Below are 23,941 nucleotides of genomic sequence, written 5' to 3' on the forward strand. Positions count from 1 at the left end.
AGATTGATAGTTGTTGCACTTTCATCTGTACGTGTTATAATATTCATGTAGAAACCTGTTACACATATCACAATGTGAAAGCACCTTATAGGAGGAATATATAATGGAACAATGGCAAGGGTTTAAAGGAAAAACTTGGAAAGAAGAAGTCGACGTTAGAGACTTCATCATCAACAACTTCTCTGAATACACAGGCGACGAAAGCTTCTTAGCTGGTCCTACTGAAACTACTACTCAATTATGGGATCAAGTTATGGATCTTACTAAGCAAGAAAGAGAAGCTGGCGGCGTATTGGACATGGATACAAAAGTTGTATCTTCCATCACATCTCATTCAGCAGGCTACCTGAACAAAGAAAAAGAGCAAATCGTCGGTTTCCAAACTGAAAAACCACTTAAACGCAGCTTGATGCCTTTCGGCGGTATCCGCATGAGCGAACAGGCTTGTGAAGAAGCTGGCTACAAAGTAGACCCAGAAGTTTCAATGATTTTCCGCCAATACAGAAAAACACATAACCAAGGTGTATTTGACGCTTACACTCCAGAAATGCGCGCAGCAAGAACAACTGGCGTCATCACTGGCTTACCAGATGCTTACGGCCGCGGACGCATCATCGGTGACTACCGTCGTGTAGCTTTATACGGTGTAGACTTCCTTATGCAAGACAAATTAAATGAATTCGCTAAAATCGGCGACGGCACGATGACTGAAGAAATCATCCGTCTGAGAGAAGAATTCAGCGAACAATACAGAGCTTTGAAAGAATTGAAAGAATTAGGAAACATCTATGGTTTCGACATTTCAAAACCAGCAACAAACGCTCAAGAAGCTTTCCAATGGTTATACTTTGGTTACTTGGCTGCTGTTAAACAACAAAATGGTGCAGCAATGTCATTGGGCCGTACTTCAACTTTCTTGGATATCTATATCCAACGCGATCTGGAAAACGGAACATTGACTGAAGAAACAGCGCAAGAAATCGTTGACCACTTCGTAATGAAATTGCGTATGATCAAATTTGCACGTACGCCAGAATACCAAGAATTGTACTCAGGAGATCCTCAATGGGTTACTGAATCACTCGCAGGTATGGCACATGATGGCCGCTCGTTAGTAACAAAATCGAGCTTCCGTTTCTTGAACACATTGACTAACTTAGGAGCAGCTCCAGAGCCTAACTTGACAGTTCTTTGGTCAACTAGATTACCTGATGGCTTCAAAAAATATTGTGCTAAAATGTCTATCGAAACAAGCGCTATCCAATACGAAAATGATGACATCATGAGCCTTGAATGGGGCGACGACTACGGTATCGCTTGCTGCGTATCCGCGATGAGAATCGGGAAACAAATGCAATTCTTCGGAGCGCGTGCTAACTTAGCTAAAACATTGCTTTACGCAATCAACGGCGGGATTGACGAAACGAAGAAAAAACAAGTCGGACCTAAATTGCAACCAATTACTTCAGAATACCTTGATTATGCTGAAGTTACTGAAAAATTCGATGTAATGATGGACTGGATCGTAGCTTTGTATGTGAATACATTGAACGTTATCCACTACATGCATGATAAATATTCATACGAATCATTGGAAATGGCTCTACATGATACACACGTTGTCCGCACATTGGCAACTGGTGTGGCTGGATTCTCAGTTACAATCGACTCGCTTTCTGCTATCAAATACGCGAAAGTTAAACCAATCCGCGACGAAAACGGCATTGCTGTTGACTTCGAAATCGAAGGCGACTTCCCTAAATATGGTAACAATGATGATCGTGCTGACCAAATCGGTATCGACTTGTTGAAACAATACATGGGCAAAGTTAAGAAACACCAAACATACCGCAACTCTATCCCTACAACTTCTGTACTTACAATCACTTCTAACGTGGTTTACGGTAAGAAAACTGGTAGCACGCCAGACGGACGTAAAGCCGGCGAACCATTCGCACCTGGTGCTAACCCAATGCACGGAAGAGATACTCACGGCGCTTTGGCAAGTTTATCTTCAGTAGCTAAGATCCCTTACAAATATTCATTGGATGGTATCTCAAATACATTCTCAATCATCCCTAAAGCTTTGGGACGTGAAGAAGAAGTTCAAAAAGAAAACTTGACTGCAATGATGGATGGCTACATCACTAAAGGCGGCCACCACTTGAACGTCAACGTATTCAACCGTGAAACATTGCTTGACGCTATGGATCACCCAGAAAACTACCCACAATTGACAATCCGTGTTTCTGGATACGCTGTTAACTTCATCAAATTGACTCGTGAACAACAAATGGACGTTATCAACCGTACAATGCACGAAATGATGTAATCTGCTTCAACTTGCATATTAATCGTATAAATTTAAACGGATGGATCATTTGATTCATCCGTTTTCTATCAAAGGGAGCGAAAGGTCGCTCTTTTTGATAGGAAATATTCCTTATGCGATATACAATGAGACTAAGAAATAAACGACAGAGGAGTTTTTGAAATGACTGAACCCTTAAAAGGATTTGTGCATTCAACAGAGAGTTTCGGTTCCGTTGATGGGCCCGGAATCCGTTTTATTATATTTATGCAAGGCTGCCGCATGCGTTGCCAATTCTGCCATAACCCGGATACATGGAATATCGGTGGCGGCAATGAGATGACAAGCGATGAATTGTTGAACATGGCCCTACAATATAAACCCTTCTGGGGACAAAAAGGCGGCATTACCGTCAGCGGCGGTGAACCGTTGCTGCAGATTGACTTTCTGATCGAACTGTTCACGAAAGCCAAAGCACAGGGCGTACATACGACACTAGACACGTGCGGCTTGCCGTTCACTTATGATGAGCCTTTCTTCAGCCAATTCAACAAACTATTGGCTGTGACTGATCTGATCCTGTTGGACATCAAACACATCGACAGCGGGAAACACAAAGAATTAACCATGTGGCCGAACGAAAGCATCATCGAATTGGCGAAATATTTGTCTGAAATCAATAAACCGGTTTGGATCCGCCATGTGCTTATCCCGGAACGGACAGACTATGATGATTACCTGGTCCGTTTGGATGCTTTCCTGAAAACACTGAAAAATATAGCCAAAGTGGAGATTCTGCCTTACCACAAAATGGGCGTCTATAAGTGGGAAACATTGGGGATCCCTTATCAGTTGGACGGAATCGATCCACCTACCGCCGAGCGTGTCGAAAATGCCAGAAAACTTCTGCACACAGAAGACTACAAAGGTTATTTGGATCTGTAAAATAATACTATTTTTCAAGGAAGAAAAGAGAATTGCCATTGCTCTTTTCTTTCTTTTTTATTATGATAAATTAAGACAATGGAAGAGAGAGTGAATTGAATGAAAAAACTGTTAGTTTTTGGGCACCAAAATCCGGATACGGATGCAATCACATCCGCTATCGCATACGCCTATTATCTGAATCAAAATGGAATCGAAGCGGAAGCTGTGGCTCTTGGATTGCCGAGTGAAGAAACAGCCTATGCTCTGAATCAATTCAAGACAGATGCTCCGCGCGTCATCGCGACTGCTGCGAATGAAACGGATACGGTTGCTTTGGTCGACCACAACGAAGCGCAACAAAGCGTCAGCGACATCAAAGATGTCGAAGTGTATGCCGTCGTGGATCACCACCGCATCGCGAACTTCGAAACGGCCAACCCTTTGTATTACCGTGCAGAGCCAGTCGGTTGCACAAATACGATCCTTTACAAAATGTTCAAAGAAAAGAATATCGCGATCCCTGCCGACATCGCCGGCTTGATGCTTTCTGCCATCATTTCCGATACTTTGTTGTTTAAATCGCCGACCTGCACGCCGGAAGATGAAGAGGCGGCAGCAACTTTGACGGAAATTTCCGGTGTTTCCTTGAATGAATATGGTCTAGCAATGCTGAAGGCTGGAACGAATCTGGATGATAAGTCGATTGCAGAATTGTTGACTTTGGACGCGAAATCATTCCCGATGGGCGATAAAAACGTCCGTATCGCACAAGTGAATACGGTAGACGTTCAGGATGTCTTGAACAGACAAGTTGAGCTTGTTGCCGCCATGGAAGCTGAAAACGGCGCGCAAGGTTATGATGTCTTCTTGTTGGTGATCACAAATATCATCGATAGCGATTCTGCTTTATTAGCTGTAGGCTCGCATTTGGACACAGTCGAGGCAGCATTCGGTGTCTCGTTGAACCAAAATGTTGCGTTGCTGCCGGGTGTGGTTTCACGCAAAAAACAAGTAGTGCCGCCATTGACGGAAGCATTCTCGAAATAATCACTGCGAAAGGGCGGAGCTGCAACTCAGTTAATCTGATATGCATCTCCGCTTTTTTCACACCATCAGCAAGGTGAAGAAGGGAGTTGAGGACTTGAAAATTGGGGTATTGTCGGACCTGCATATAGACTCGAATGCGAAAAAGCTGGCGCCAGGGCAAACATATGACCATCTCTTGGCGGAACTGCTGTATAACCAAGAAATCGATTTGCTGTTGTTGGCGGGGGATGTCTCTTCCGATTATCACGATACCTTTGCTTTCTTGGATCGCATGCGCGACCATAACGTTTCGAAAATCCAATTCGTTCCCGGAAACCATGACTTCTGGTCCATCCGCAATCACGAAGAGGATACGGACCGCATCTACCAGTTGTTCAAGGAGCGGGATGAGAATCTTGTAGGGAATCCGTTGCTGATCGGAAAAGATTGGGCAGTGGCGGGGAATCCGGGCTGGTATGATTATGGATTCGCCAGCGACCGCTATACGATAGAAGAGTTCTCAAGGAAAAAGCTAAAAGTGGGAGGGTGGAATGACCGCCAATACGTGCATTGGTCTAAGGATGATCGCGCGATTGCAGCAGCCATGCAGGCGGAACTGGAAAGCGATCTGAGTGAAGTCAGCAACCGGAAAATAATCATGATGACACATGTTGTGACGCATCCGCAATTCGTCATACCGCTCCCGCATAAGGTATACGATTACTACAATGCTTTCCTCGGCAGCAAAAGCTATATGCAAGTGTATGATCGCTATCCAATCGCGCACAGCATTATGGGACATGTTCACTTCCGTAAAATGCTGCATGAGAATGATAAGACCTTCTATTGCGCCTGTCTTGGCAGTGCACGGCATTGGTATACGGAAGACCCTTACATCGAAATGGCCTATACAATGGAAGAAATCATGCTTGATATGTAAATGGCAGCCTTCCACTGCCTTTCTGGAGAAGGTTATCGCTTTCCTTTTAGCAAAAATAAGTTATGCTTATCTTGTAGGTAAGCCCATTAAGAATAATATAACAGGTTAGAGGTGGAGTTCAATGAGAGCATTCGACTTGTCGGATAAAGGAGTTTATACGCAGACGAAAAATTGGAAAGCGGCTGATTGGATTCATATCGAGAATCCGAGCGCCGGTGATGTTGAAAATCTAGTGGCTGTTTTCGACATCCCGAAGGACTATATCCTGGACTCGTTGGATGAATACGAGATCCCGCGACAAGAGAACGTCAAAAATGGTGCAGGGGACACCATCAATCTTATGATTGTACTCTTCCCGAAAATGCGTTCAGTGCAGGAAAAATATACGGAGTACCATACGTATCCCTTATCGATCATAACGATTAATGGGACCCTGATCACCGTCTGCAAAGAAACGCCTCCTTTTTTGACACGCATCATGAAGAACGAATCCTTCAAAAATGAACTAGCGACAACCCAACATCACATAATTTTATACATATTGTGGGAATTGACGAAGAGTTTTGTTCATCACCTGAGGGAAATCGATGGCATCATCGAAGATCTGCAGATACAGATAACCAGCGCAACCCATAATGAATACTTTTATAAACTGATTGCCCTCCACAAGAGCTTGGTTTATTTCGAGACATCCATCAATAAAAATCATCCTTTAATAACAGAGTCCATCCATGAGGCTGTTCTAGTGGAAGATGTGCAGAGCCGAGAGTTGTTGCATGATATAATCGATATCTCAAACCAAGCGGAAGTGATGGTCACCGAATCAAGCAAGATGATTGATCAGCTGAGCGAAGTTTTTTCGAGCGTCATCGCCAACAACTTGAACAACATCATGAAAGTTTTGACTTCAATCACCATCGTTCTGACGATCCCAACTATCATGGCAGGATTCTGGGGCATGAATGTCGATCTGCCCTTTGAAAATCATCCGTGGGCTTTCGGCATAACTAGTCTGATCACAATCTTCATCTGTTTTTTGACGGTCTATTGGTTGAAGAAAAAAGATTACTTCTGATACGACGAGTGAACGTAAGTATTTATGCGTAAAATCATTTTAAAGCGTAATCGGCAATTATTTCTGCCAGTTACGCTTTTTGCTGTGCCATTTAGGTACAGGAAATCTACTAGGGTTGGTATACTATAGGAGGGAGGTGATGCGAGATGGTGGAAGATTTCCAGGGTTGGTTGGAGAGCTATGATTTGGAGACACTTTTCAGCGACAAGAGGGACAAAGAAACGATCGACAAAGAAATGTTTCTTTTCGTCCGATCGAATGATTTTGACAACTACTTTTCTTATGATGGCGAATTGGGAGCGCTGTATGAGAAAGAAGGCACGCTATTGAGAATCTGGACCCCAACAGCCAAATCCGTGGAAGTTTGGGTCTATGCGGACGATTCCGTTAAGGGTCCGTCAAAAAAAATAATGATGGTGCAGAAACCAAAGGGAATATTCGAAGCTTATCTGCCTGGTGATCAGCACGGTACCATTTATGCCTACAATATTTTGTTCTTGAATAACCGCGAAACCATCACGGTTGATCCCTATGCCCGTGCTACGACGGTAAACGGCATAAAATCTGTCATTACGGACTTGCTCAGAACAAATCCAGTCGGGTGGGGGGAACGTCTGCCCTCCTTCGGTCTTCCGGAAGAATCAATTATTTATGAGCTGCATATCCGGGATTTTTCCATATCTGAAACGAGCGGGATCGTGAATAAAGGGAAGTTCCTGGGTTTGACCGAAAAAAATACAAAAAACCCCAGTGGGATAAGCACTGGTTTGGATCACCTGATTGATTTGGGAATCACACATGTCCAGATTTTACCGATGTTCGATTATGCCACAGTCGATGAAGCGAATTTGACGAAACCACAATACAATTGGGGCTACGATCCGCTGAACTATAATGTTCCGGAAGGCTCCTATTCCAGCAATCCCTTTGACCCATTCAATAGGATCATTGAATTGAAGCAAATGATCCAAACGTTGCATGCCAACGGTTTGAGGGTGATCATGGATGTCGTCTATAACCACGTTTATGATCCGAAAGATCAAGCTTTGGAAAGAACGGTTCCGGGCTATTTTTACCGCTACAGCGCTGATGGGTCACTGGCAAATGGTACCGGCGTCGGAAATGACACAGCTTCGGAAAGACATATGATGCGTAAATATATCATTGACAGCGTAAAATACTGGGCAAAAGAATACCATCTTGATGGATTCCGCTTCGATCTGATGGGAATCCACGACTCGGTCACAATGAATGCAATCAGGGAAGCGTTGGATAAGATTGATCCATCCATCATCCTTATTGGTGAGGGATGGGAAATGAGTACGCCACTTCCGGAGGACTTAAAAGCTTCCCAGAGAAATGCTCAAGCAATGCCAAGAATTGCCCATTTCAACGATTCAATCCGAATAGCGCTGAGAGGCAGTGATTTCGGCGACGAAACGGACAGAGGCTTCATCAGCGGTAAAAATTATCAGGAAGATCTGCTGCTCCGGAACATAAAAGGCGGCATGCATCTTTCTAGCCACAGCAGTTATGTCGATCCGGAACAAGTCATCCAGTATGTGGAAGCACACGATAATTTGACGCTCTACGATAAATTATTGCGTTCCAATCCGAAAGACAGTGAGGAGGTCCGTATCAAAAGGCATACATTGGCAACCAGCATTCTGTTGCTGGCCCAAGGAATACCATTTATCCACGGCGGCCAGGAGTTTTTAAGGACAAAAGAAGGGGTGGCCAACAGCTACCAGTCCCCCGATGAAATCAACCAGTTTGAATGGGAGCGGGTGACAATTTTTCAGCAATCAGTAGCCTATGTCAAAGGTCTGATTGCACTGCGCAAAAGTGAGTATTTGTTCCGTTTGCATACCCACGAAGAAATTGATGCGCATTTCACAACGCTCAGCGAAAATTTCAATATCGTAGCTTTTTCCTTACAGGACGAGAAGAAAAAATATATTGTTGTTTTCAATGCGAATCGAAATGATACGATTTTTCGGATGGAAAAAAGGAAATATGCTATCCTTGTTGAAGACAACCAGGTGTTTTTGGATCGGAAGTCTGAAGCTGCCGTAATGGAATCAATCTTAGTCAAAGCCCATACGACTTCCGTATTTTATGTGGAAAATTAGAAAAAAACGATATTTAAACAGGAGTGCGTACATGATTTTTTGTGAAAACGATTAAATATCTCTTTATCATGCAAATATATCAACATTCATATATTAAATCAAAGTTTCTTAATAAACAAATGTTCATACCTTGTTTTTACCGTTTTGACAACGTTTGGTTTCGCTTACAAACATTTTTGAATGTTCTAACATAACGTGTTAGATTCTCAATATATATCTAATATCTCTAAATATACTCAAGATAAGTGTAAATATGAATATGTTAATCTAAATTTAATCGATTTATTAAATTCCCAAACTTGATTTTAATATCAGTCAGAACTATAATTAACCTTACTATAGAAATTATAGAAACAGTGGGAATGGGGGAAAAGAAATATGGGCAACAAGAAACTATCATCTTTAGTGTTATTATCTTTAAGCTCCGCACTTGTATTAGCTGCATGTGGTGGAGAGGGAAGCACGGCCGATTCATCAGAGTCTGCAGGTGCAAAAGACAGCGATCAGGTGTTAAATCTGATTGAAAGCGCTGAAATCCCTACAATGGATTCTGTGCAAGCTACGGATACGGTTGCGTTTACTGCTTTAAGCAACGTAAATGAAGGTCTGTATCGCCAAGGTTTGGATGGAACGGTTGAATTAGGTATCGCAGCAGAAGATCCTACAGTCAGCGAAGACGGATTGGTATACACTTTCACTATCCGTGATGAAGCGAACTGGTCAAACGGTGAGCCTGTGACGGCGGAAGATTTTGTTTATTCATGGCGTAAATTAGTGGACCCTGCAACGGCTGCATCTTATTCATATATGATGGCAGGTGTTGTTGCCAATGCAACCGAAATTATTGATGGCGCAGTTGAGCCTGAAAAATTAGGAGTCAAAGCAATCGATGAAAAAACGCTGGAAATCACATTGACTTCTCCAGTACCTTACTTCAAAGATCTTTTGACATTGGCTATGTTCTTCCCTCAAAATCAAGCTTTTGTTGAAGAACAAGGCGACAAATATGCATTGAGCAGCGATGCTTTATTGTATAACGGACCATTTGTATTAGCTAACTGGGATGCAGCGAGCTTATCATGGACGTATGAACCAAATGCTGAGTATTGGGATAAAGATGCTGTAAAATTGGATGCAATCAACGTAGAAGTAATTAAAGAAACTTCTACTGCCTTGAATCTGTATGATACAGATGCAATTGACCGCATGATCTTGACTGGTGAATATGTGGCACAAAGAACAGGCGATGCCGAAATGCACACAATGCCGACTTCTTCTGTATTCTACTTGAAATTCAACCAACAAAGAGAAAATACACCTCTACTGAATGCTAATATCCGTAAAGCGTTAGCTATGGCTTTCGACAAAGAAGCGTATGCTGAGGTTGTCTTGCAAAATGGTTCTATTCCTGCAAACGGATTGGTTCCTGAAAAACTTGCTTTAGATCCATCAACAGGCGAAGATTATCGTAAACAAAATGGCGATCTTTTGACATTCAATGCTGAAGAAGCCAAAACATACTTCGAAAAAGGCTTGGCTGAATTGGGAGTTGAATCCATCACTTTGGAATTGTTGAGTGATGACACAGAAAATGCAAAACGTTCTTCCGAATTCCTGCAAAGCCAATTACAGACAAATCTGCCTGGCTTGACTGTAACCTTGCGTAATGTACCTTTCAAAGTCCGTCTTGAAGCTGATACCGCCGGCGAATACGATATCGAATTAGCTGGATGGGGCGCTGACTATGCTGACCCGATCAACTTCCTGGAATTGTTCCAGACAGAAAACGGCAACAACAAATCCGGTTACTCCAACGCTGAATACGATGCTTTGATCGATGAAGCACGCACAAACGTGGCTGACCTTGATGCAAGATGGGCTAGCCTGCTTGCTGCTGAAAAGATCTTGATGGAAGATGCGGGTATCGCACCTCTGTATCAACGCTCTTATGCAGTTCTGCAAAAACCTTATGTAACAGATTTAGGCGAGCACTTAGTCGGTGCTGACTACTCATATAAATGGGCTTCAAATTCTGGAGCTCAAAACGTGGATTAATTAAGGCAATAAAAAATCCATCTGGCATACATTCATGCCGGATGGATGTTTTATTTATAAAATATAATCCCAGAGACAGACAATGCTGATCCCCAACAACAACAGACCGATAGTCAGGACATTTTGATAACTTTTCCCGACGGAAGATGATAAAGCATGCGGATTCAATGGTTCTTTGAAGCCATCCTCCTTTGGCTCTCTTCTGAGCGTTTTTCTGACGCTGTAGTGAAAGAAATCGAAACTTCCGGAAGCCAACACGAGACCGGACAAACCGATGATCAACAAAAGACCCGCTATCATGAACAGGATGTTGGATGTTTCAGTCCAACTTAAGGATCCATATTTAATCAGTTGATATACCAGTGCACATATAAAAATAAATAATGAAGCAAGTACGTTTTTTTTTGTGAGTTTCACTTATTTTTGCTCCTTTTTGTTTTCTCAATTTTAAATGTACAAAAAAAAGAAAGAAAACTCAATTAAAATATGATTTGATTTTGTGTTCATTTTCTTTTTTGTATATTTAAATATGATATACTATCAGGTGCTATTTACAAAATAACTAAATAATGGAGGATGACAAACGATGAAAAGTTATGCAAAGTACATCGGCAAGCGTATTTTATATATGGCAATTACTTTGTTTTTGATTGCATCGATAACTTTTTTTCTGATGAAAGCTTTGCCGGGTACACCATACAGTAACCAAGACAAGTTATCTGAGGAACAAATTTTTATCATGAATGAGAAGTATGGGCTGAATAAACCGATTATGGTCCAATACGCGGTCTACATTTTTGGACTACTACGTGGAGACCTGGGTGTTTCATTCCAATTCAACAATACACCGGTTACGGATTTATTGAGCAGCAGAATTGGACCCTCCATACAATTAGGACTTCAAGCAGTTATCATAGGAACGATCCTCGGTATTGTGCTGGGTGTAATCGCAGCGATGAGACAGGGTACCTGGGTGGATACAGTTGCCACATTGACTGCCATTGTCGGCCGCTCGATCCCTAACTTTGTTTTTGCTGTTATTCTTCAATTGGTATTCGGCGTATGGCTGAAAGTTTTGCCAATCGCACTGTGGAATGAAGGCTTCCGTTCTTCGATCCTGCCTACGATCGCGTTGAGCATTTCACCGTTGGCCGATTCGGCCCGGTTCATGCGGACAGAAATGGTCGATGTGTTGGGCAGCGACTATGTCGAACTCGCGAGAGCAAAAGGTCTGAGTCGTTGGGAAGTCGCGTTCAAACATGGTATTCGTAATGCGCTGATTCCCTTAGTCACCATTATCGGCCCGATGACAGTGGGTTTGATGACCGGTTCGATGGTTGTTGAAAATATTTTTGCCATCCCTGGTATCGGGGAACAGTTCGTAAAATCCATCCTGACAAATGATTACCCGACAATCATGGGCGTTACGATGATGTATTCGACCATGTTAGTCATTGTCATTTTGTTGGTTGACATCCTTTATGGTATCATCGACCCTCGTATCAGAGTTGCTACAGAAGGAGGGGAATAAGAATGAGTGAAAATGAATTACGAAATACAACAACTATTCCGACAGTCACGAAAGATCTTTTCGAAACGGCATCCGAGTCTAGTATGCAAGATAAAGAAAAAATCTCAGCGCCTTCCCTGAGCTTTATGGCAGATTCTTGGCGCCGTCTGAAGAAAAATAAAGTTGCCATGGTCAGTTTGATCATCTTGATCATCATTAGCATGTCCAGTTTGTTGGCTCCTGTCATCGCACCCCATGACCCGAATGCGCAAACGGTTCAGTACGCTAATATGCCACCGAAGATTCCCGGTATCGACATCAATGGTTTGAACGGAACCGTGAAGCAGAATGGCGTCGTCATCGATAAGTACGAGGCGTCCAACGTTCCTGAAGATGTTTACTATTATCTTGGTACAGATAGCTTGGGTCGCGATTTGTTGTCGCGTATCCTGTACGGGACTCGCGTATCTTTATTCATTGCCTTTATGGCAGCCTTTTTCAATCTTACACTCGGCGTTGTCTATGGTCTGACATCCGGCTGGTTAGGTGGAAAAGTCGACAATATCATGCAGCGAATTCTCGAAATACTTTCGGGTGTGCCTAACTTGGTAGTCGTTATTTTGATGTTGCTTGTTTTGAAGCCCGGCATCAGTTCCATCATTATTGCTTTGGCTTTGACAGAATGGCTTTCGATGGCGCGTGTCGTCCGCGCACAAACCTTGAAATTGAAAAATCAAGAATACATACTGGCTGCCCGCACGTTGGGTCAATCACCGATGAAAATTGCATTCAGACACATTTTGCCTAACTTGGCTGGTGTCATTATCATACAAGTTATGTTCTCTATTCCATCGGCAATCTTCTTCGAAGCGTTCTTGAGCTTTATCGGTATCGGTATTCCTGCTCCAAATGCATCGCTTGGTACGTTGATCAACGATGGTTACAAGACATTCCGTTTCTTGCCGCATCTGATGTGGTATCCAGCCGGAATCATGAGCGTCATCATGATTTGCTTCAACTTGTTGGCTGATGGACTCCGTGACGCGTTCGATCCAAAAATGAGAGATTAGGAGGTAACCAGATGGAAAATATATTAGAAGTAAAAGACCTACAAATTACTTTTGATACCTATGCAGGTAAAGTAAAAGCTATCCGTGGAGTCAGTTTTGACCTGAAACCAGGTGAAACATTAGCCATCGTTGGTGAATCCGGCTCTGGTAAATCAGTGACTAGCCGCAGCATCATGCGTCTATTGGCAAATAACGCCAACATTGAACACGGTCAAATCTTGTTCAAAGGCGAAGATTTAGTGCATAAGACCGAAAAACAAATGCAGAAGATCCGCGGTTCGGAAATCGCAATGATTTTCCAAGATCCAATGACTTCTTTGAATCCGACTCAAAAAATCGGCAAACAGATCGCTGAACCAATCATCAAACATCAAAACATCAGCAGGGAAGAAGCCTACAAAAAAGCTGAAGAATTATTACAGCTAGTAGGTATCCCAAGCCCTGCCAAAAGAATGAAACAGTACCCGCACCAATTTTCAGGCGGCCAACGCCAACGGATCGTCATTGCGATCGCATTGGGGTGCAACCCGGATATTCTGATAGCGGATGAACCGACTACAGCGCTTGACGTTACGATCCAAGCGCAAATCCTCGAGTTGATGAAGGATCTGCAGCAGAAAATCAAAACATCGATCATTTTCATCACCCACGATTTGGGTGTAGTGGCGAACGTCGCTGATCGTGTAGCCGTTATGTATGCCGGCAAAATCGTCGAAGTAGGGACAGTCGATGAGATTTTTTACAACCCACAACACCCTTACACTTGGGGGCTGTTGAGCTCGATGCCTACTTTGGATACTGCAGGATCGCTGTATGCAATCCCGGGAACACCTCCGGACTTGTTGGATCCTCCGACTGGTGATGCTTTTGCGCCACGGAGTGAGTATGCAATGAAGATTGACACCATGTACGATCCGCCGTTCTTCAAGGTATCTGATACCCATTCGGCCGCTACTTGGTTGTTGCATCCCGACGCACCGTCCGTGAATCCCCCTATAGGCATCATGAATCGACGTGAGACTTTCTCCGAAATGAAACTCGCGCCATCCGATGAATTGAAAGTTATGGACACTTCAGATAAGGAACAGGGTGTATTGCCTCACGGAAATAACCCGGCCATCGATCCAAAAATCACTGAGAAAGGAGGACTGCTGTAATGTATGACTCAACAGGACAGAAAAAGATTCTTGAAGTAAAAAACTTGAAGCAATATTTCAACGTCGGCACAAAGAATGAAGTCCGCGCAGTTGATGATGTTTCCTTTGATATCTACGAAGGCGAAACACTTGGCTTGGTAGGCGAATCCGGTTGTGGAAAAACGACGACCGGTCGCGCAATCATCAGATTGTATAACCCGACTTCTGGTGAAATCTTTTTCGATGGCACCGAAATCCATACGCTGCATGACAGAAAAGAACAACTGGCTTTCCGTAAAGATATGCAGATGATTTTCCAGGATCCTTATGCATCCTTGAATCCCCGCATGAAAGTGCGCGATATCGTTGCGGAAGGTTTGAAGATCCATGGGCTTGCGACAACTGAGAAGGAAGTCGATGAGCAGGTTGCGGAATTGTTGGATTTGGTTGGATTGAATAAAGATCATTCTTCCCGTTATCCGCATGAATTCTCCGGCGGTCAAAGACAGCGTATCGGAATCGCAAGGGCCTTAGCTGTAAATCCAAAACTCATCATTGCTGATGAGCCCATTTCCGCTTTGGACGTATCCATTCAGGCGCAAGTGGTCAACTTGCTGATGGAATTGCAGAAAAAACAAAAACTGACTTTCTTGTTCATCGCTCATGATCTGTCGATGGTCAAGTACATCAGTAACCGCATCGGCGTAATGTACTTCGGTAAATTGGTCGAATTAGCGCCCGCAGACGATGTTTACAACAAACCTTTACATCCTTATACGGAAAGCCTGTTATCGGCCATACCGCTGCCGGATCCGGTCTATGAGCGCACCCGCACCCGCTTCACCTATGTCCCTCGAGAAGAGAATGGTGAGCCGGAAGCAATGCGAGAAATCGTTCCAGGGCACTTTGTTTATTGCCGCGAGTCCGATGTTCCCGTTTTGAAAGAAAAATACGAAAACTATTGATACAAAAAGCCCGGAACTTGTTCTGGGCTTTTTTTGCCATAGAAACTTAATTAAATGAAGAAATGATGAAATTATTGTGATCATATTTCCCGTTATTTATAGAATATTCGGCTTTTTTATAGTATAATATTAGAATACGAATAGAAAAAGGAGAGAGATACATGAGGAGATTGAGAAGTTCTTTCATTTTAGCTACAACAGCAGTCATCTTGGCGGCTTGCGGAGGAGACGGCGCAACGGACGACAGCACAGCAAATACAGCAAGTGAAGGTGCCAGCGGACAAGTAGTCAATTATACGGCGCCGACCGAATTGGCAACGCTGGATACAACACTGATTACGGACATCAACAGTTCGAATTACATCAGCCACGCGATTGAAGGCTTATTGAAAATCAATGCAGACGGAAAGCCAGTACCTGCAATCGCCGCAGAAGCCGGCACTGTTTCGGATGATGGCTTGACTTATACTTATAAACTTCGCGATGATGCTGTCTGGTCAAACGGAGAGCCTGTTACAGCGAACGATTTCGTATTCGCTTGGCAAAGATTGGTGGATCCGGAATCTGGCGCATCCTACGCTTACTTAGCTGAGACCATCAAGAACGCCAATGAAATTATGGCCGGAGAAAAAGATCCTGCAGAGTTGGGCGTAACGGCAGTAAGCGACACAGAAATCACAATCGAGTTGACGCAGCCTACACCTTACTTCGAATCATTATTGGCATTCAGCGCATTCTTCCCGCAAAATGAGGAATTTGTGACTGAAAAAGGCGATAAGTACGGAACTAGCAGCGAAAATATTTTAGCAAACGGACCATTCACTATCGAGAACTGGGACGGCACTGGCCTGACTTGGGATCTTGTGAAGAATGAAGATTACTATGCAGCCGACGAAGTGCAGTTGGAAGAAGTCAATGTTCAAGTAATCAAAGAAACGAGCACAGTGGTGAATCTGTTCCAACAAGGATCAGTAGACAACGCACAGGTGACCGGCGAATTGGTTAAACAATTGGCGACTGATCCTAACGTAGTTGTTCAGAAAAAAGCCCGCACGGCATACATCGAATTCAACCACGACAACGTCTATCTGCAAAATGCGAAGCTGAGAGAAGCTATCGGACTTGTCATCAACCGCGATGAATTGGTCAATAGCGTAATCGGTGACGGTTCGACAGCAATCGGCGGTTTCTTGCCGGCTGATTTTGTCAGCAACCCAACAACAGGCGAAGACTTTGCCGCTGAAGCCGGCTCTTACCTGGATTATAATTTAGAACAAGCAAAAACTCTCTTGGCTGAAGCAAAAGCTGAATTAGGTGTAGATGAAATCACTTTCTCTTTAGTTGGAGATGATGATGAAAAGAACAAAAAAATCAGCCAATATATCCAAGGCCAAATCCAAAACAACTTGGAAGGCATCACTGTAGAATTGCGCAATGTACCGAAGAAAAACCGTTTGGAATTGGCGAATCAAGATGAATTCGACTTGTTGCAAACCGGTTGGGGTGCAGATTTCGCCGACGCAATCAACTACATGGACTTGCTGTACAGCACATCCGCATACAACGAAGGGCAATATGCGAATCCAGAATTTGATGCTTTGATCGATTCTTCAAAAACTACAAATGCAAACAACCCAGAAGCACGTTGGGCTGACCTAATGGCTGCACATAAGCTGATTATGGAAGATGCAGCGATTATACCGCTTTACCAAGAAGCTGAAACACAACTCAGAAATCCTAACTTGAAGGGCATCATCTTCAATTCAGTGGGAAATGAATTTGACCTTAGCAGAGCGTATATCGAAGAATAAGAATATACAGAACACACAAGAAGGACCGACTCAGTTGAGAGTCGGTCCTTCTTGTGTGTTCTGAAGAGTGTGGGGGAAATGGATACTTCGCGGTGGTATCGGGTTCGGGGCCGAAAAGATGAATACTTTGGTTTTATTCATCTTTTCTGTAATATTTTGGTCTGAAACCATGAATACTCAGCGGGTCTCCATGGTTTCCGGTGAAATCTAGGCCAAAACCATGAATACTTCATAATTATCCATGTTTTCCGGCCGCAAAAGGCCTCACCAGTCCGCCACCCGCAGCCAATCAAACCAACAAAATCAAAAAAACCTGACGTGAGCCACTAGAGAGGCTCACGTCAGGTTTTAAGTTACTTTATAGAATTAATCCGGATCAGATCAGGAAGGAATACAGTTTGGAATTCTCGTTAACCGAAATGTAATGCGGATCGAATTTTTCCAGCCTGCTGAGCAAGCCTTCGATATCGTCCTTATTTTTCAACAAAATGCCGATCAGTACAGGTCCTTCGCTGCGATGGACTTTTTTCGTATATTCGAACTTGGTGATGTCATCGTTGCCGCCCAATATGTCATTCACGAACTCTTTCAGCGCGCCTGCCCTTTGCGGGAAGTTAACGATGAAGTAGTGTTTCAGACCTTGATAGAGTAGGGAGCGTTCATCAATTTCAGCCATCCGATTGATATCGTTGTTACCGCCGCTGACGATGCAGACGACCGTTTTGTCTCTGATTTCATCTTTGTATTGTTCCAAGGCAGAAACGGAGAGTGCGCCGGATGGTTCCGCTACGATAGCTTGTTTAGTGTATAAATCGATGATGGTTCCGCAAACTTGTCCTTCAGGCACTAACAAGATGTCATCAACATTTTGTTGGCAGTGTCTGAAAGTCAAGTCACCGACAGTCGCTACGGCTGTACCATCACAGAATTTATCAATATCAGTCAAAGTCATCACTTTATTCGCATCAAGCGAAGCTTTCATGCCGGGGGCGCCCATGGACTCAACGCCGATGATCTTTGTTTCGGGCATCGCTTCCTTCATGTAGCTGCTGACGCCTGAAATCAAGCCGCCGCCACCAATTGCCGCGAAAACCATGTCAGCCGTCTCGCCTTCAGCAACGAGATCCTGGTGGATTTCCACTGCCAAAGTACCTTGCCCGGCAATCACATTGCGATCATTAAAAGGTTCAATGAAAGTCAGATTGTGTTCATCCGCATAGGCATGGGCGGCCTCATTTGATTCGTCGAATGTATCGCCAATCAGTTTGATCTCAACATACTCTTTCCCGAAATAACGGACTTGGTCTATTTTTTGGGAAGGGGTAGTCGACGGCATGAAGATGGTAGCGTTGATGGCCAAATGGTTACAGGTATAAGCTACCCCTTGCGCATGATTGCCGGCTGAGGCGCAGATTACTCCAGTCTCCGTTTCGGCTTCGCTCAGCTGCGAAATGGCATAATAAGCGCCTCTCAATTTGAAGGAGCGGACAATCTGAAGGTCCTCCCGTTTCAAAAAGATGTTGGCATGATACTTCTGCGATAGATACGCATCATGCTGCAAAGGTGTCTGCTTGACCACGTTGCGCAGTACTTTATATGCTTTAAGCACGTCTTCTTTGTTCACTAACTCATCCGTCATTCTATCTGCTCCTAATCTATTGAATACAATGATGAAGAGAGAAGGCTTAAAAATAAGGATGCTCTCAACCTACACCTGATTCATTATTGTTGTTCATTCACGAAAGGCATCATTTTACGCAATTCAGCACCGACTGCTTCGATCTGGTGACCTTGTTGCTTAGCGCGCATTGCGTGGAAGTCAGGGAAGCCAGCTTTGTAATCGTCAGTGAAGCGTTTAGCGAATGCGCCTGTTTGGATGTCAGTCAAAACGTCTTTCATGCGGTCTTTCACATCAGAAGTGATGACGCGAGGTCCGGAAACGTAGTCGCCGTATTCAGCTGTGTTAGAGATAGAGTGGCGCATTTTTTCCATGCCGCCTTCGTACATCAAGTCAACGATCAATTTCAATTCGTGCAATACTTCGAAGTAGGCGATTTCTGGTTGGTAGCCAGCTTCAACCAATGTTTCGAAACCTGCTTGAACCAAGTGAGTTGTTCCGCCGCATAGTACAGCTTGCTCGCCGAATAGGTCCGTTTCAGTTTCTTCTTTGAATGTTGTTTCCAAAACGCCTACGCGTGTAGCGCCGACTCCTTGTGCCCAAGCAAGAGCGATATCTCTTGCGTTGCCTGTTGCATTTTGGAAGACTGCGAACAAAGCAGGCACTGCAGATCCTTTAGCGAATTGACGGCGAACCATGTGGCCTGGGCCTTTTGGAGCAACCATGAATACATCGATATCAGCAGCAGGTGTGATCGTACCGAAATGGATGTTGAATCCGTGACCGAATGCGATGGCATTTCCAGCTTCCAGGTTAGGAGCGATTTCAGCTGCATAAACCTCAGCTTGTTGCTCATCAGGGATAAGGATCATTACTACGTCAGCTTGTTTTGTTGCTTCAGCAACAGAGAATACTTCGAATCCGTCTTCTTTTGCTTTGTCTGCAGATTTACCTGCACGGATTCCGATGACGACATCATTACCGTTGTCGCGTAGGTTTTGTGAATGTGCATGTCCTTGCGAACCATATCCGATAACGGCGATTTTTTTGCCCTCTAGTGCTTTTACTGTTACGTCTTGATCGTAGTATACTTTAGTCATATTGAAATGACCTCCTTATTTTTTTTATATTCTCAATGCTTTTTAAGCAATTTGATTCGGTCAGTAGGGTAGTGCGGTTGGTCGGGTTTAAGCTCTTGGGCCTAAACGTTTTTCGGTGATGTCGGTTGCGCTGATGACGTCGACTTGTTTTTCCAACTGTTTCGTCAACAGTTCAGCATCTTCTATTTTATCGAAACTGATGCCGACCGTAATCATGGAAACATCGTAATCCTCAGTGCCGGTCAGTGTCAAGGTGTCGATATTGTATTGCGGCTTCAGGATAACTTGCGTGATGCGGTTCAATACGCCAGGTTTATTCACGACTTTGGTTTGGATTAATCTTAGCATCGTCCTACACACCTTCCATTTCGTTATTTGGCCTGCCTGAAGCAACCATAGGGTATACCAATTCATCTTTTGAAATCAGGATATCCAAGACATAAGGACCAGGATAATTCAAGGCTGTCTGGATCGCTTCATCCACTTGATCGGGATCGGATACCCTCGCAGCTGTGATGCCATAAGCATCGGCCAGTTTAACGAAATCAGGTGAATCCGGAATTTCGGAATGAGAGTAACGGCCTTTGTAAAATTTGTTCTGCCATTGATGAACCATGCCCAGTACTTCATTATTCAGAATGAAGTACTTCACATTCAGTCTGTTGGCATTCAGGATCGCCAATTCTTGGTTGGTCATCTGGAAACCGCCGTCTCCGACGAAGCAGACAACCGTTTTTTCAGGATAGGCCATTTGAGCACCGATCGCTGCCGGAATGCCGAAGCCCATCGTTCCCAAGCCACCGCTTGTCAGCAATTGCTTGCCGTACTTGAACGGGTAATATTGAGCCGCCCACATTTGATGCTGGCCAACGTCGGTTACAACAATGGCTTCACCGTGAGTCAATTCACCGACTTGCTCGATTACATGTTGTGGTTTGATGAACGTATCGGATTTTTCATAACGGAAAGGGTGTTGTTTTTTGTTGTCCATCACGTGGCTGAACCAAACGGAGTGGTCGGGCACTTCAGCCAATTTTGTGTCGTTCAGCATGATCAGAGCCAATCTAGCATCAGACAACACCGGGATATGCGTGTGCATGATTTTACCGATTTCGGCATTATCAAGGTCAACATGGACAATGACAGCCTCGGGTGCAAAATTAGTTGGGTCGCTTGCTACACGGTCATCGAAGCGAGCCCCGAAGTTCAATAGCAAGTCACATTCCATCAAAGCCATATTCGAAGCGTAAGAGCCGTGCATACCACCCATGCCTAACGCAAGTTCATGTTTGATAGGGAAGCTTCCTAGACCCAATAGCGTGTTTACAACGGGAATTTGGTAGTATTCCGCGAAAGCCAACAATTCTTTCTCAGCCTGGGCATGGATAACGCCTTGACCGGCCAAAATGATCGGTTTTTTGCTTTCAGCGATTGCTTCGTTCACTTTAGCAATCTGTTCCGGAACAGGCAGACATTCTGGTTTGTATCCCGGCAGATTTTTTTCAGGTTGGTTGTAATCTTCGAAGGTGACTTCCTGGATACCGATGTTTTTTGGGATATCGATGACGACCGGTCCTTTTCTGCCTGTGTTCGCAAGGTAGAAAGCTTCGTGGATGATACGCGGTATATCCTTGGCATTACGCACTTGATAGTTGTATTTCGTCACAGGTGTCGTCATGCCGATCATGTCCGTTTCCTGGAAAGCATCCTTGCCGATACCTGCTTCGTGCACTTGACCAGTGATTACGACTAATGGGATGGAATCCATTTGAGCGGTTGCGATTCCGGTCAACGCGTTTGTTGCGCCTGGGCCGCTTGTAACGATGCAGACGCCAGGTTTGCCGGTAGCGCGGGCGTATCCGTCAGCTGCATGGACAGCGCCTTGTTCGTGTCTGGTCAATACGTGATTCGATTCGGATTTGTAGAATTCATCGTAGATGTGAAGAACAGCGCCGCCTGGATAGCCGAACAGAACTTCAACACCTTCATTTTTCAACGCTTCAACAAGAAGGGTTACGCCAGTTTTTGTTTTAGTTTTCATTTCAGATTCCATGTTAATCTCCCCGTTTCTCGTTTTTCCTATGTCCGTTTGCAATATGGATAAAAAAAAGCATCCTCATCAATCAATGATGGGATGCTTCATCCCATTTGATTACCACAAATAGGACTTAAACAATCTGCAAAAAATTTCTACAGTGTTTAACTCCTAGATCATTAAGACGATAATAATGTTTAGTGGATTCATCGTTTTCATATGGGATACCTGATTTCTATATGGATTTGTTATTGCTTAAGTGATTGATATAATCATATAAGATTTACATGAGAGTGTCAACGGTAATTTTCATATTATTTTCACTTATTTCTAATAATTGTCCAAAATGAACGTGCCGGATGATTCTTTTGTGCGGATCATCGTCTTGACAAAAAGTCCTGCAACTCAGGGAGCTGCCTTTCCGCGGCCCGTTCGGCATACTGATAATAAGCATCCAGCCGCTGCACGTTCCGTTCCATCCTGCCTATGGAAATCTGATCGGGCGCAATAACAAATGCCTTGTTTTCCTTTTCAAGTTGTTCAATCAAGGCCATCGACCGGTTATAGGCAATGTGCCGCTGTTCGATGGCTGCAACAATTTCGGGATAAGCCCGCAGATGCCGTCGGATAATGGCATTGAAGCGCTGCTTTTCTTTGATGTAGCCACGCGGACGCGTCAGGAGGATCACGTGCTTTTGGTTGCCGTCTGCGATCGCTTTTTCGATCGGTAGCGAGTCGACGATGCCGCCGTCCAGATAGAATTTGCCGTTGATTTGCGTAGGCGGCATCAGCAAAGGTACGGTGGAAGAAGCCCTGATTTTGAGGGCCAAATCTGTACTCGATGCGATGTCTTTCTTATCGAAATACACCGGCTTTGCGGTCTCCATATCCGTCACAACGATCTTCATTGAAGCTGGATTTTGCTTGAATGAATCGAATTGAAAGGGGATATCGGTCGTGATAGCATCTTCATAGATATATTTGGTGTTGAAATATCCCTGGCCGTTGAGCAAATATTTCATCCCAGAAAAAGCTGGATTTGCAGCGATATCGACAAAGGAAGCTTTGGTGCGGGAAAGGTCCCGGCTGACATAATTGATGCCATTGGCCGATCCGGAAGAGACACCAATGACATAATTCAAGTAGATTTCTTGACGCAGCAGAGTGCTGATGACTCCTGCGCAAAAGACGCCCCGCATGGCTCCTCCTTCAATGATCAAGGATATTTTTTCTTTATTTTGTTCCACACATTTTCCACCTCATTCTATAGTATAGATGACATTGCGGTGTGATGCGATGCTTTTCTCATTATTTATTCCTTAAAGCTTGGGATGGCGAAAGCCTTTTCCCTATGCGGCAAATGTGGTATATTCGCAGTAAAAGATACCCAATAACCACAATATTTTAGATGGGGTGATGTAATGATCAGATTCGACCATGTGAACGTTATTCGCGAAAATCGGAAAATTTTGAACGACATCAATTGGCACGCAACAAAAGGCGAACACTGGGCAATACTCGGATTGAACGGTTCCGGCAAGACAACCTTGTTGCAACTGTTGAACGGTTATCTGTGGCCCAGCAGCGGTAAACTGATCGTGTTGGGAGAGACTTTCGGGCAAACGGCCATACCGGAATTGCGCAAACAGATAGGCTGGGTCAGTTCGGCGCTCCAGCAACAGCTGAATCCCAACGACATCGCCGAACACATCGTCCTCAGCGGCAAGTTCGCTTCGATCGGCGTCTGGAGCATCCCGACTGAAGCTGAAAAACAACAGGCACTGGATCTATTGATAAAATGCGGCGGCAAAGAACTGATCGGTTTCCGCTACGGCATCCTGTCCCAAGGGCAACAACAGATTATTTTGATCGCCCGCGCTTTGATGGCCGAACCGGAAATATTGATACTGGATGAGCCTTGCAACGGCCTGGACCTGTTCGCAAAAGAAAAACTTCTGGAGGATATTCAGCGGATCGCCGATGAACCTGAAGGACCGACGATGATCTACGTCAGCCACCATACCGAGGAGCTCCTGCCGTGTTTCAAAAAGCTGATGCTGCTGAAAGACGGTTCCATCCACAAGACAGGCAAGACTGTCGACTTGCTGAAAGAGGAAATCCTGAATGATTTCTATGAAAAACCGGTGCAGATAGTCCACATGTCCAAGAACAGGCTAGCAGTCTTTCCCAAATGAAGAATTTGAATGAAGAGAAGACAGCAGCGAAACCA

General features: G+C 44.2%; 19 protein-coding genes. 13 read left to right on the forward strand and 6 right to left on the reverse strand.

Going from position 1 to position 23,941, the window contains the following annotated elements:
• The first annotated feature begins 103 nt into the window (after positions 1–103).
• The 7 genes from pflB (at position 104) to BLV66_RS02190 (ending at position 10,466) form a co-directional block, all read left to right on the forward strand.
• On the forward strand, positions 104–2,332 hold the full coding sequence (gene pflB, locus BLV66_RS02160; RefSeq protein WP_086985013.1) for a formate C-acetyltransferase: 2,229 nt from the start codon (positions 104–106) through the stop codon (positions 2,330–2,332).
• 162 nt (positions 2,333–2,494) lie between these two features.
• Positions 2,495–3,256, forward strand: coding sequence for a pyruvate formate-lyase-activating protein (gene pflA / locus BLV66_RS02165; protein ID WP_086985012.1), 762 nt, complete (start codon positions 2,495–2,497; stop codon positions 3,254–3,256).
• Positions 3,257–3,355: 99 nt separating this feature from the next.
• Entirely contained in the window at positions 3,356–4,285 is a 930-nt protein-coding gene (locus tag BLV66_RS02170) for a manganese-dependent inorganic pyrophosphatase (protein ID WP_086985011.1), read from the forward strand.
• A gap of 94 nt (positions 4,286–4,379) precedes the next feature.
• Positions 4,380–5,204 (forward strand): metallophosphoesterase, encoded by an 825-nt coding sequence (locus BLV66_RS02175; protein WP_086985009.1) that lies wholly within the window; start codon positions 4,380–4,382, stop codon positions 5,202–5,204.
• Between the two features lie 121 nt (positions 5,205–5,325).
• Positions 5,326–6,279 (forward strand): magnesium transporter CorA family protein, encoded by a 954-nt coding sequence (locus BLV66_RS02180; RefSeq protein WP_086985007.1) that lies wholly within the window; start codon positions 5,326–5,328, stop codon positions 6,277–6,279.
• Between the two features lie 146 nt (positions 6,280–6,425).
• Entirely contained in the window at positions 6,426–8,411 is a 1,986-nt protein-coding gene (gene pulA / locus BLV66_RS02185) for a type I pullulanase (RefSeq protein WP_086985005.1), read from the forward strand.
• Positions 8,412–8,789: 378 nt separating this feature from the next.
• Positions 8,790–10,466, forward strand: coding sequence for a peptide ABC transporter substrate-binding protein (locus tag BLV66_RS02190; protein WP_086985003.1), 1,677 nt, complete (start codon positions 8,790–8,792; stop codon positions 10,464–10,466).
• A gap of 54 nt (positions 10,467–10,520) precedes the next feature.
• On the opposite strand, the gene BLV66_RS02195 is transcribed toward BLV66_RS02190, so the two are convergent.
• Positions 10,521–10,883 carry a DUF3899 domain-containing protein gene (locus BLV66_RS02195; RefSeq protein WP_086985001.1) on the reverse strand — a complete coding sequence of 121 codons (363 nt, stop codon included), beginning with the start codon at positions 10,881–10,883 and terminating at the stop codon, positions 10,521–10,523.
• Positions 10,884–11,052: 169 nt separating this feature from the next.
• Here BLV66_RS02195 and opp3b point away from each other — a divergent pair, with 169 nt between their 5' ends.
• From opp3b to BLV66_RS02220, 5 genes are all read left to right on the forward strand, one after another.
• Positions 11,053–11,997 (forward strand): oligopeptide ABC transporter permease, encoded by a 945-nt coding sequence (gene opp3b, locus BLV66_RS02200; RefSeq protein ID WP_086984999.1) that lies wholly within the window; start codon positions 11,053–11,055, stop codon positions 11,995–11,997.
• A gap of 2 nt (positions 11,998–11,999) precedes the next feature.
• Entirely contained in the window at positions 12,000–13,046 is a 1,047-nt protein-coding gene (gene opp3C / locus BLV66_RS02205) for an oligopeptide ABC transporter permease (protein WP_086984997.1), read from the forward strand.
• A gap of 11 nt (positions 13,047–13,057) precedes the next feature.
• Complete coding sequence (locus tag BLV66_RS02210; RefSeq protein WP_086984995.1) at positions 13,058–14,203, forward strand: ABC transporter ATP-binding protein; 1,146 nt, start codon at positions 13,058–13,060, stop codon at positions 14,201–14,203.
• Positions 14,203–15,147 (forward strand): ABC transporter ATP-binding protein, encoded by a 945-nt coding sequence (locus BLV66_RS02215; protein WP_086984993.1) that lies wholly within the window; start codon positions 14,203–14,205, stop codon positions 15,145–15,147. Before BLV66_RS02210 ends, BLV66_RS02215 begins: the two co-directional genes overlap by 1 nt.
• 161 nt (positions 15,148–15,308) lie before the next feature.
• On the forward strand, positions 15,309–16,958 hold the full coding sequence (locus BLV66_RS02220) for a peptide ABC transporter substrate-binding protein (protein WP_086984991.1): 1,650 nt from the start codon (positions 15,309–15,311) through the stop codon (positions 16,956–16,958).
• A gap of 376 nt (positions 16,959–17,334) precedes the next feature.
• Here the strand turns inward: BLV66_RS02220 and ilvA are convergent, their stop codons facing one another.
• From ilvA to BLV66_RS02245, 5 genes are all read right to left on the reverse strand, one after another.
• Positions 17,335–18,597, reverse strand: a complete 1,263-nt coding sequence (gene ilvA, locus BLV66_RS02225) for a threonine ammonia-lyase IlvA (RefSeq protein WP_086984990.1) — start codon at positions 18,595–18,597, stop codon at positions 17,335–17,337.
• A gap of 83 nt (positions 18,598–18,680) precedes the next feature.
• The gene (gene ilvC, locus BLV66_RS02230) at positions 18,681–19,676 is read right to left on the reverse strand and encodes a ketol-acid reductoisomerase (protein WP_086984988.1); all 996 of its coding nucleotides are present in this window, start codon (positions 19,674–19,676) and stop codon (positions 18,681–18,683) included.
• Between the two features lie 87 nt (positions 19,677–19,763).
• Positions 19,764–20,024 carry an acetolactate synthase small subunit gene (gene ilvN / locus BLV66_RS02235; protein ID WP_086984987.1) on the reverse strand — a complete coding sequence of 87 codons (261 nt, stop codon included), beginning with the start codon at positions 20,022–20,024 and terminating at the stop codon, positions 19,764–19,766.
• A gap of 4 nt (positions 20,025–20,028) precedes the next feature.
• Positions 20,029–21,729: a biosynthetic-type acetolactate synthase large subunit gene (gene ilvB / locus BLV66_RS02240; RefSeq protein WP_086984985.1), complete on the reverse strand. Its 1,701-nt coding sequence runs from the start codon at positions 21,727–21,729 to the stop codon at positions 20,029–20,031.
• 359 nt (positions 21,730–22,088) lie between these two features.
• A complete protein-coding gene (locus BLV66_RS02245) occupies positions 22,089–22,958 on the reverse strand; it encodes a patatin-like phospholipase family protein (protein WP_086984983.1) in 870 nt (289 codons plus the stop codon).
• A gap of 174 nt (positions 22,959–23,132) precedes the next feature.
• Here BLV66_RS02245 and BLV66_RS02250 point away from each other — a divergent pair, with 174 nt between their 5' ends.
• Positions 23,133–23,906: an ABC transporter ATP-binding protein gene (locus BLV66_RS02250; RefSeq protein WP_086984981.1), complete on the forward strand. Its 774-nt coding sequence runs from the start codon at positions 23,133–23,135 to the stop codon at positions 23,904–23,906.
• The last annotated feature ends 35 nt before the right edge of the window (positions 23,907–23,941 follow it).

Source organism: Trichococcus collinsii (genome assembly GCF_900107505.1).
Classification (GTDB): domain Bacteria; phylum Bacillota; class Bacilli; order Lactobacillales; family Aerococcaceae; genus Trichococcus; species Trichococcus collinsii.

Excerpts from the sequence above, each read along its gene's own strand:
- pflB (WP_086985013.1), top strand. The coding sequence starts at position 104 with ATGGAACAATGGCAAGGGTTTAAAGGAAAAACTTGGAAAGAAGAAGTC.
- pflA (WP_086985012.1), top strand. The coding sequence starts at position 2,495 with ATGACTGAACCCTTAAAAGGATTTGTGCATTCAACAGAGAGTTTCGGT.
- BLV66_RS02170 (WP_086985011.1), top strand. The coding sequence starts at position 3,356 with ATGAAAAAACTGTTAGTTTTTGGGCACCAAAATCCGGATACGGATGCA.
- BLV66_RS02180 (WP_086985007.1), top strand. The coding sequence starts at position 5,326 with ATGAGAGCATTCGACTTGTCGGATAAAGGAGTTTATACGCAGACGAAA.
- pulA (WP_086985005.1), top strand. The coding sequence starts at position 6,426 with ATGGTGGAAGATTTCCAGGGTTGGTTGGAGAGCTATGATTTGGAGACA.
- BLV66_RS02190 (WP_086985003.1), top strand. The coding sequence starts at position 8,790 with ATGGGCAACAAGAAACTATCATCTTTAGTGTTATTATCTTTAAGCTCC.
- opp3b (WP_086984999.1), top strand. The coding sequence starts at position 11,053 with ATGAAAAGTTATGCAAAGTACATCGGCAAGCGTATTTTATATATGGCA.
- opp3C (WP_086984997.1), top strand. The coding sequence starts at position 12,000 with ATGAGTGAAAATGAATTACGAAATACAACAACTATTCCGACAGTCACG.
- BLV66_RS02210 (WP_086984995.1), top strand. The coding sequence starts at position 13,058 with ATGGAAAATATATTAGAAGTAAAAGACCTACAAATTACTTTTGATACC.
- BLV66_RS02215 (WP_086984993.1), top strand. The coding sequence starts at position 14,203 with ATGTATGACTCAACAGGACAGAAAAAGATTCTTGAAGTAAAAAACTTG.
- BLV66_RS02220 (WP_086984991.1), top strand. The coding sequence starts at position 15,309 with ATGAGGAGATTGAGAAGTTCTTTCATTTTAGCTACAACAGCAGTCATC.
- ilvA (WP_086984990.1), bottom strand. The coding sequence starts at position 18,597 with ATGACGGATGAGTTAGTGAACAAAGAAGACGTGCTTAAAGCATATAAA.
- ilvC (WP_086984988.1), bottom strand. The coding sequence starts at position 19,676 with ATGACTAAAGTATACTACGATCAAGACGTAACAGTAAAAGCACTAGAG.
- ilvN (WP_086984987.1), bottom strand. The coding sequence starts at position 20,024 with ATGCTAAGATTAATCCAAACCAAAGTCGTGAATAAACCTGGCGTATTG.
- ilvB (WP_086984985.1), bottom strand. The coding sequence starts at position 21,729 with ATGGAATCTGAAATGAAAACTAAAACAAAAACTGGCGTAACCCTTCTT.
- BLV66_RS02250 (WP_086984981.1), top strand. The coding sequence starts at position 23,133 with ATGATCAGATTCGACCATGTGAACGTTATTCGCGAAAATCGGAAAATT.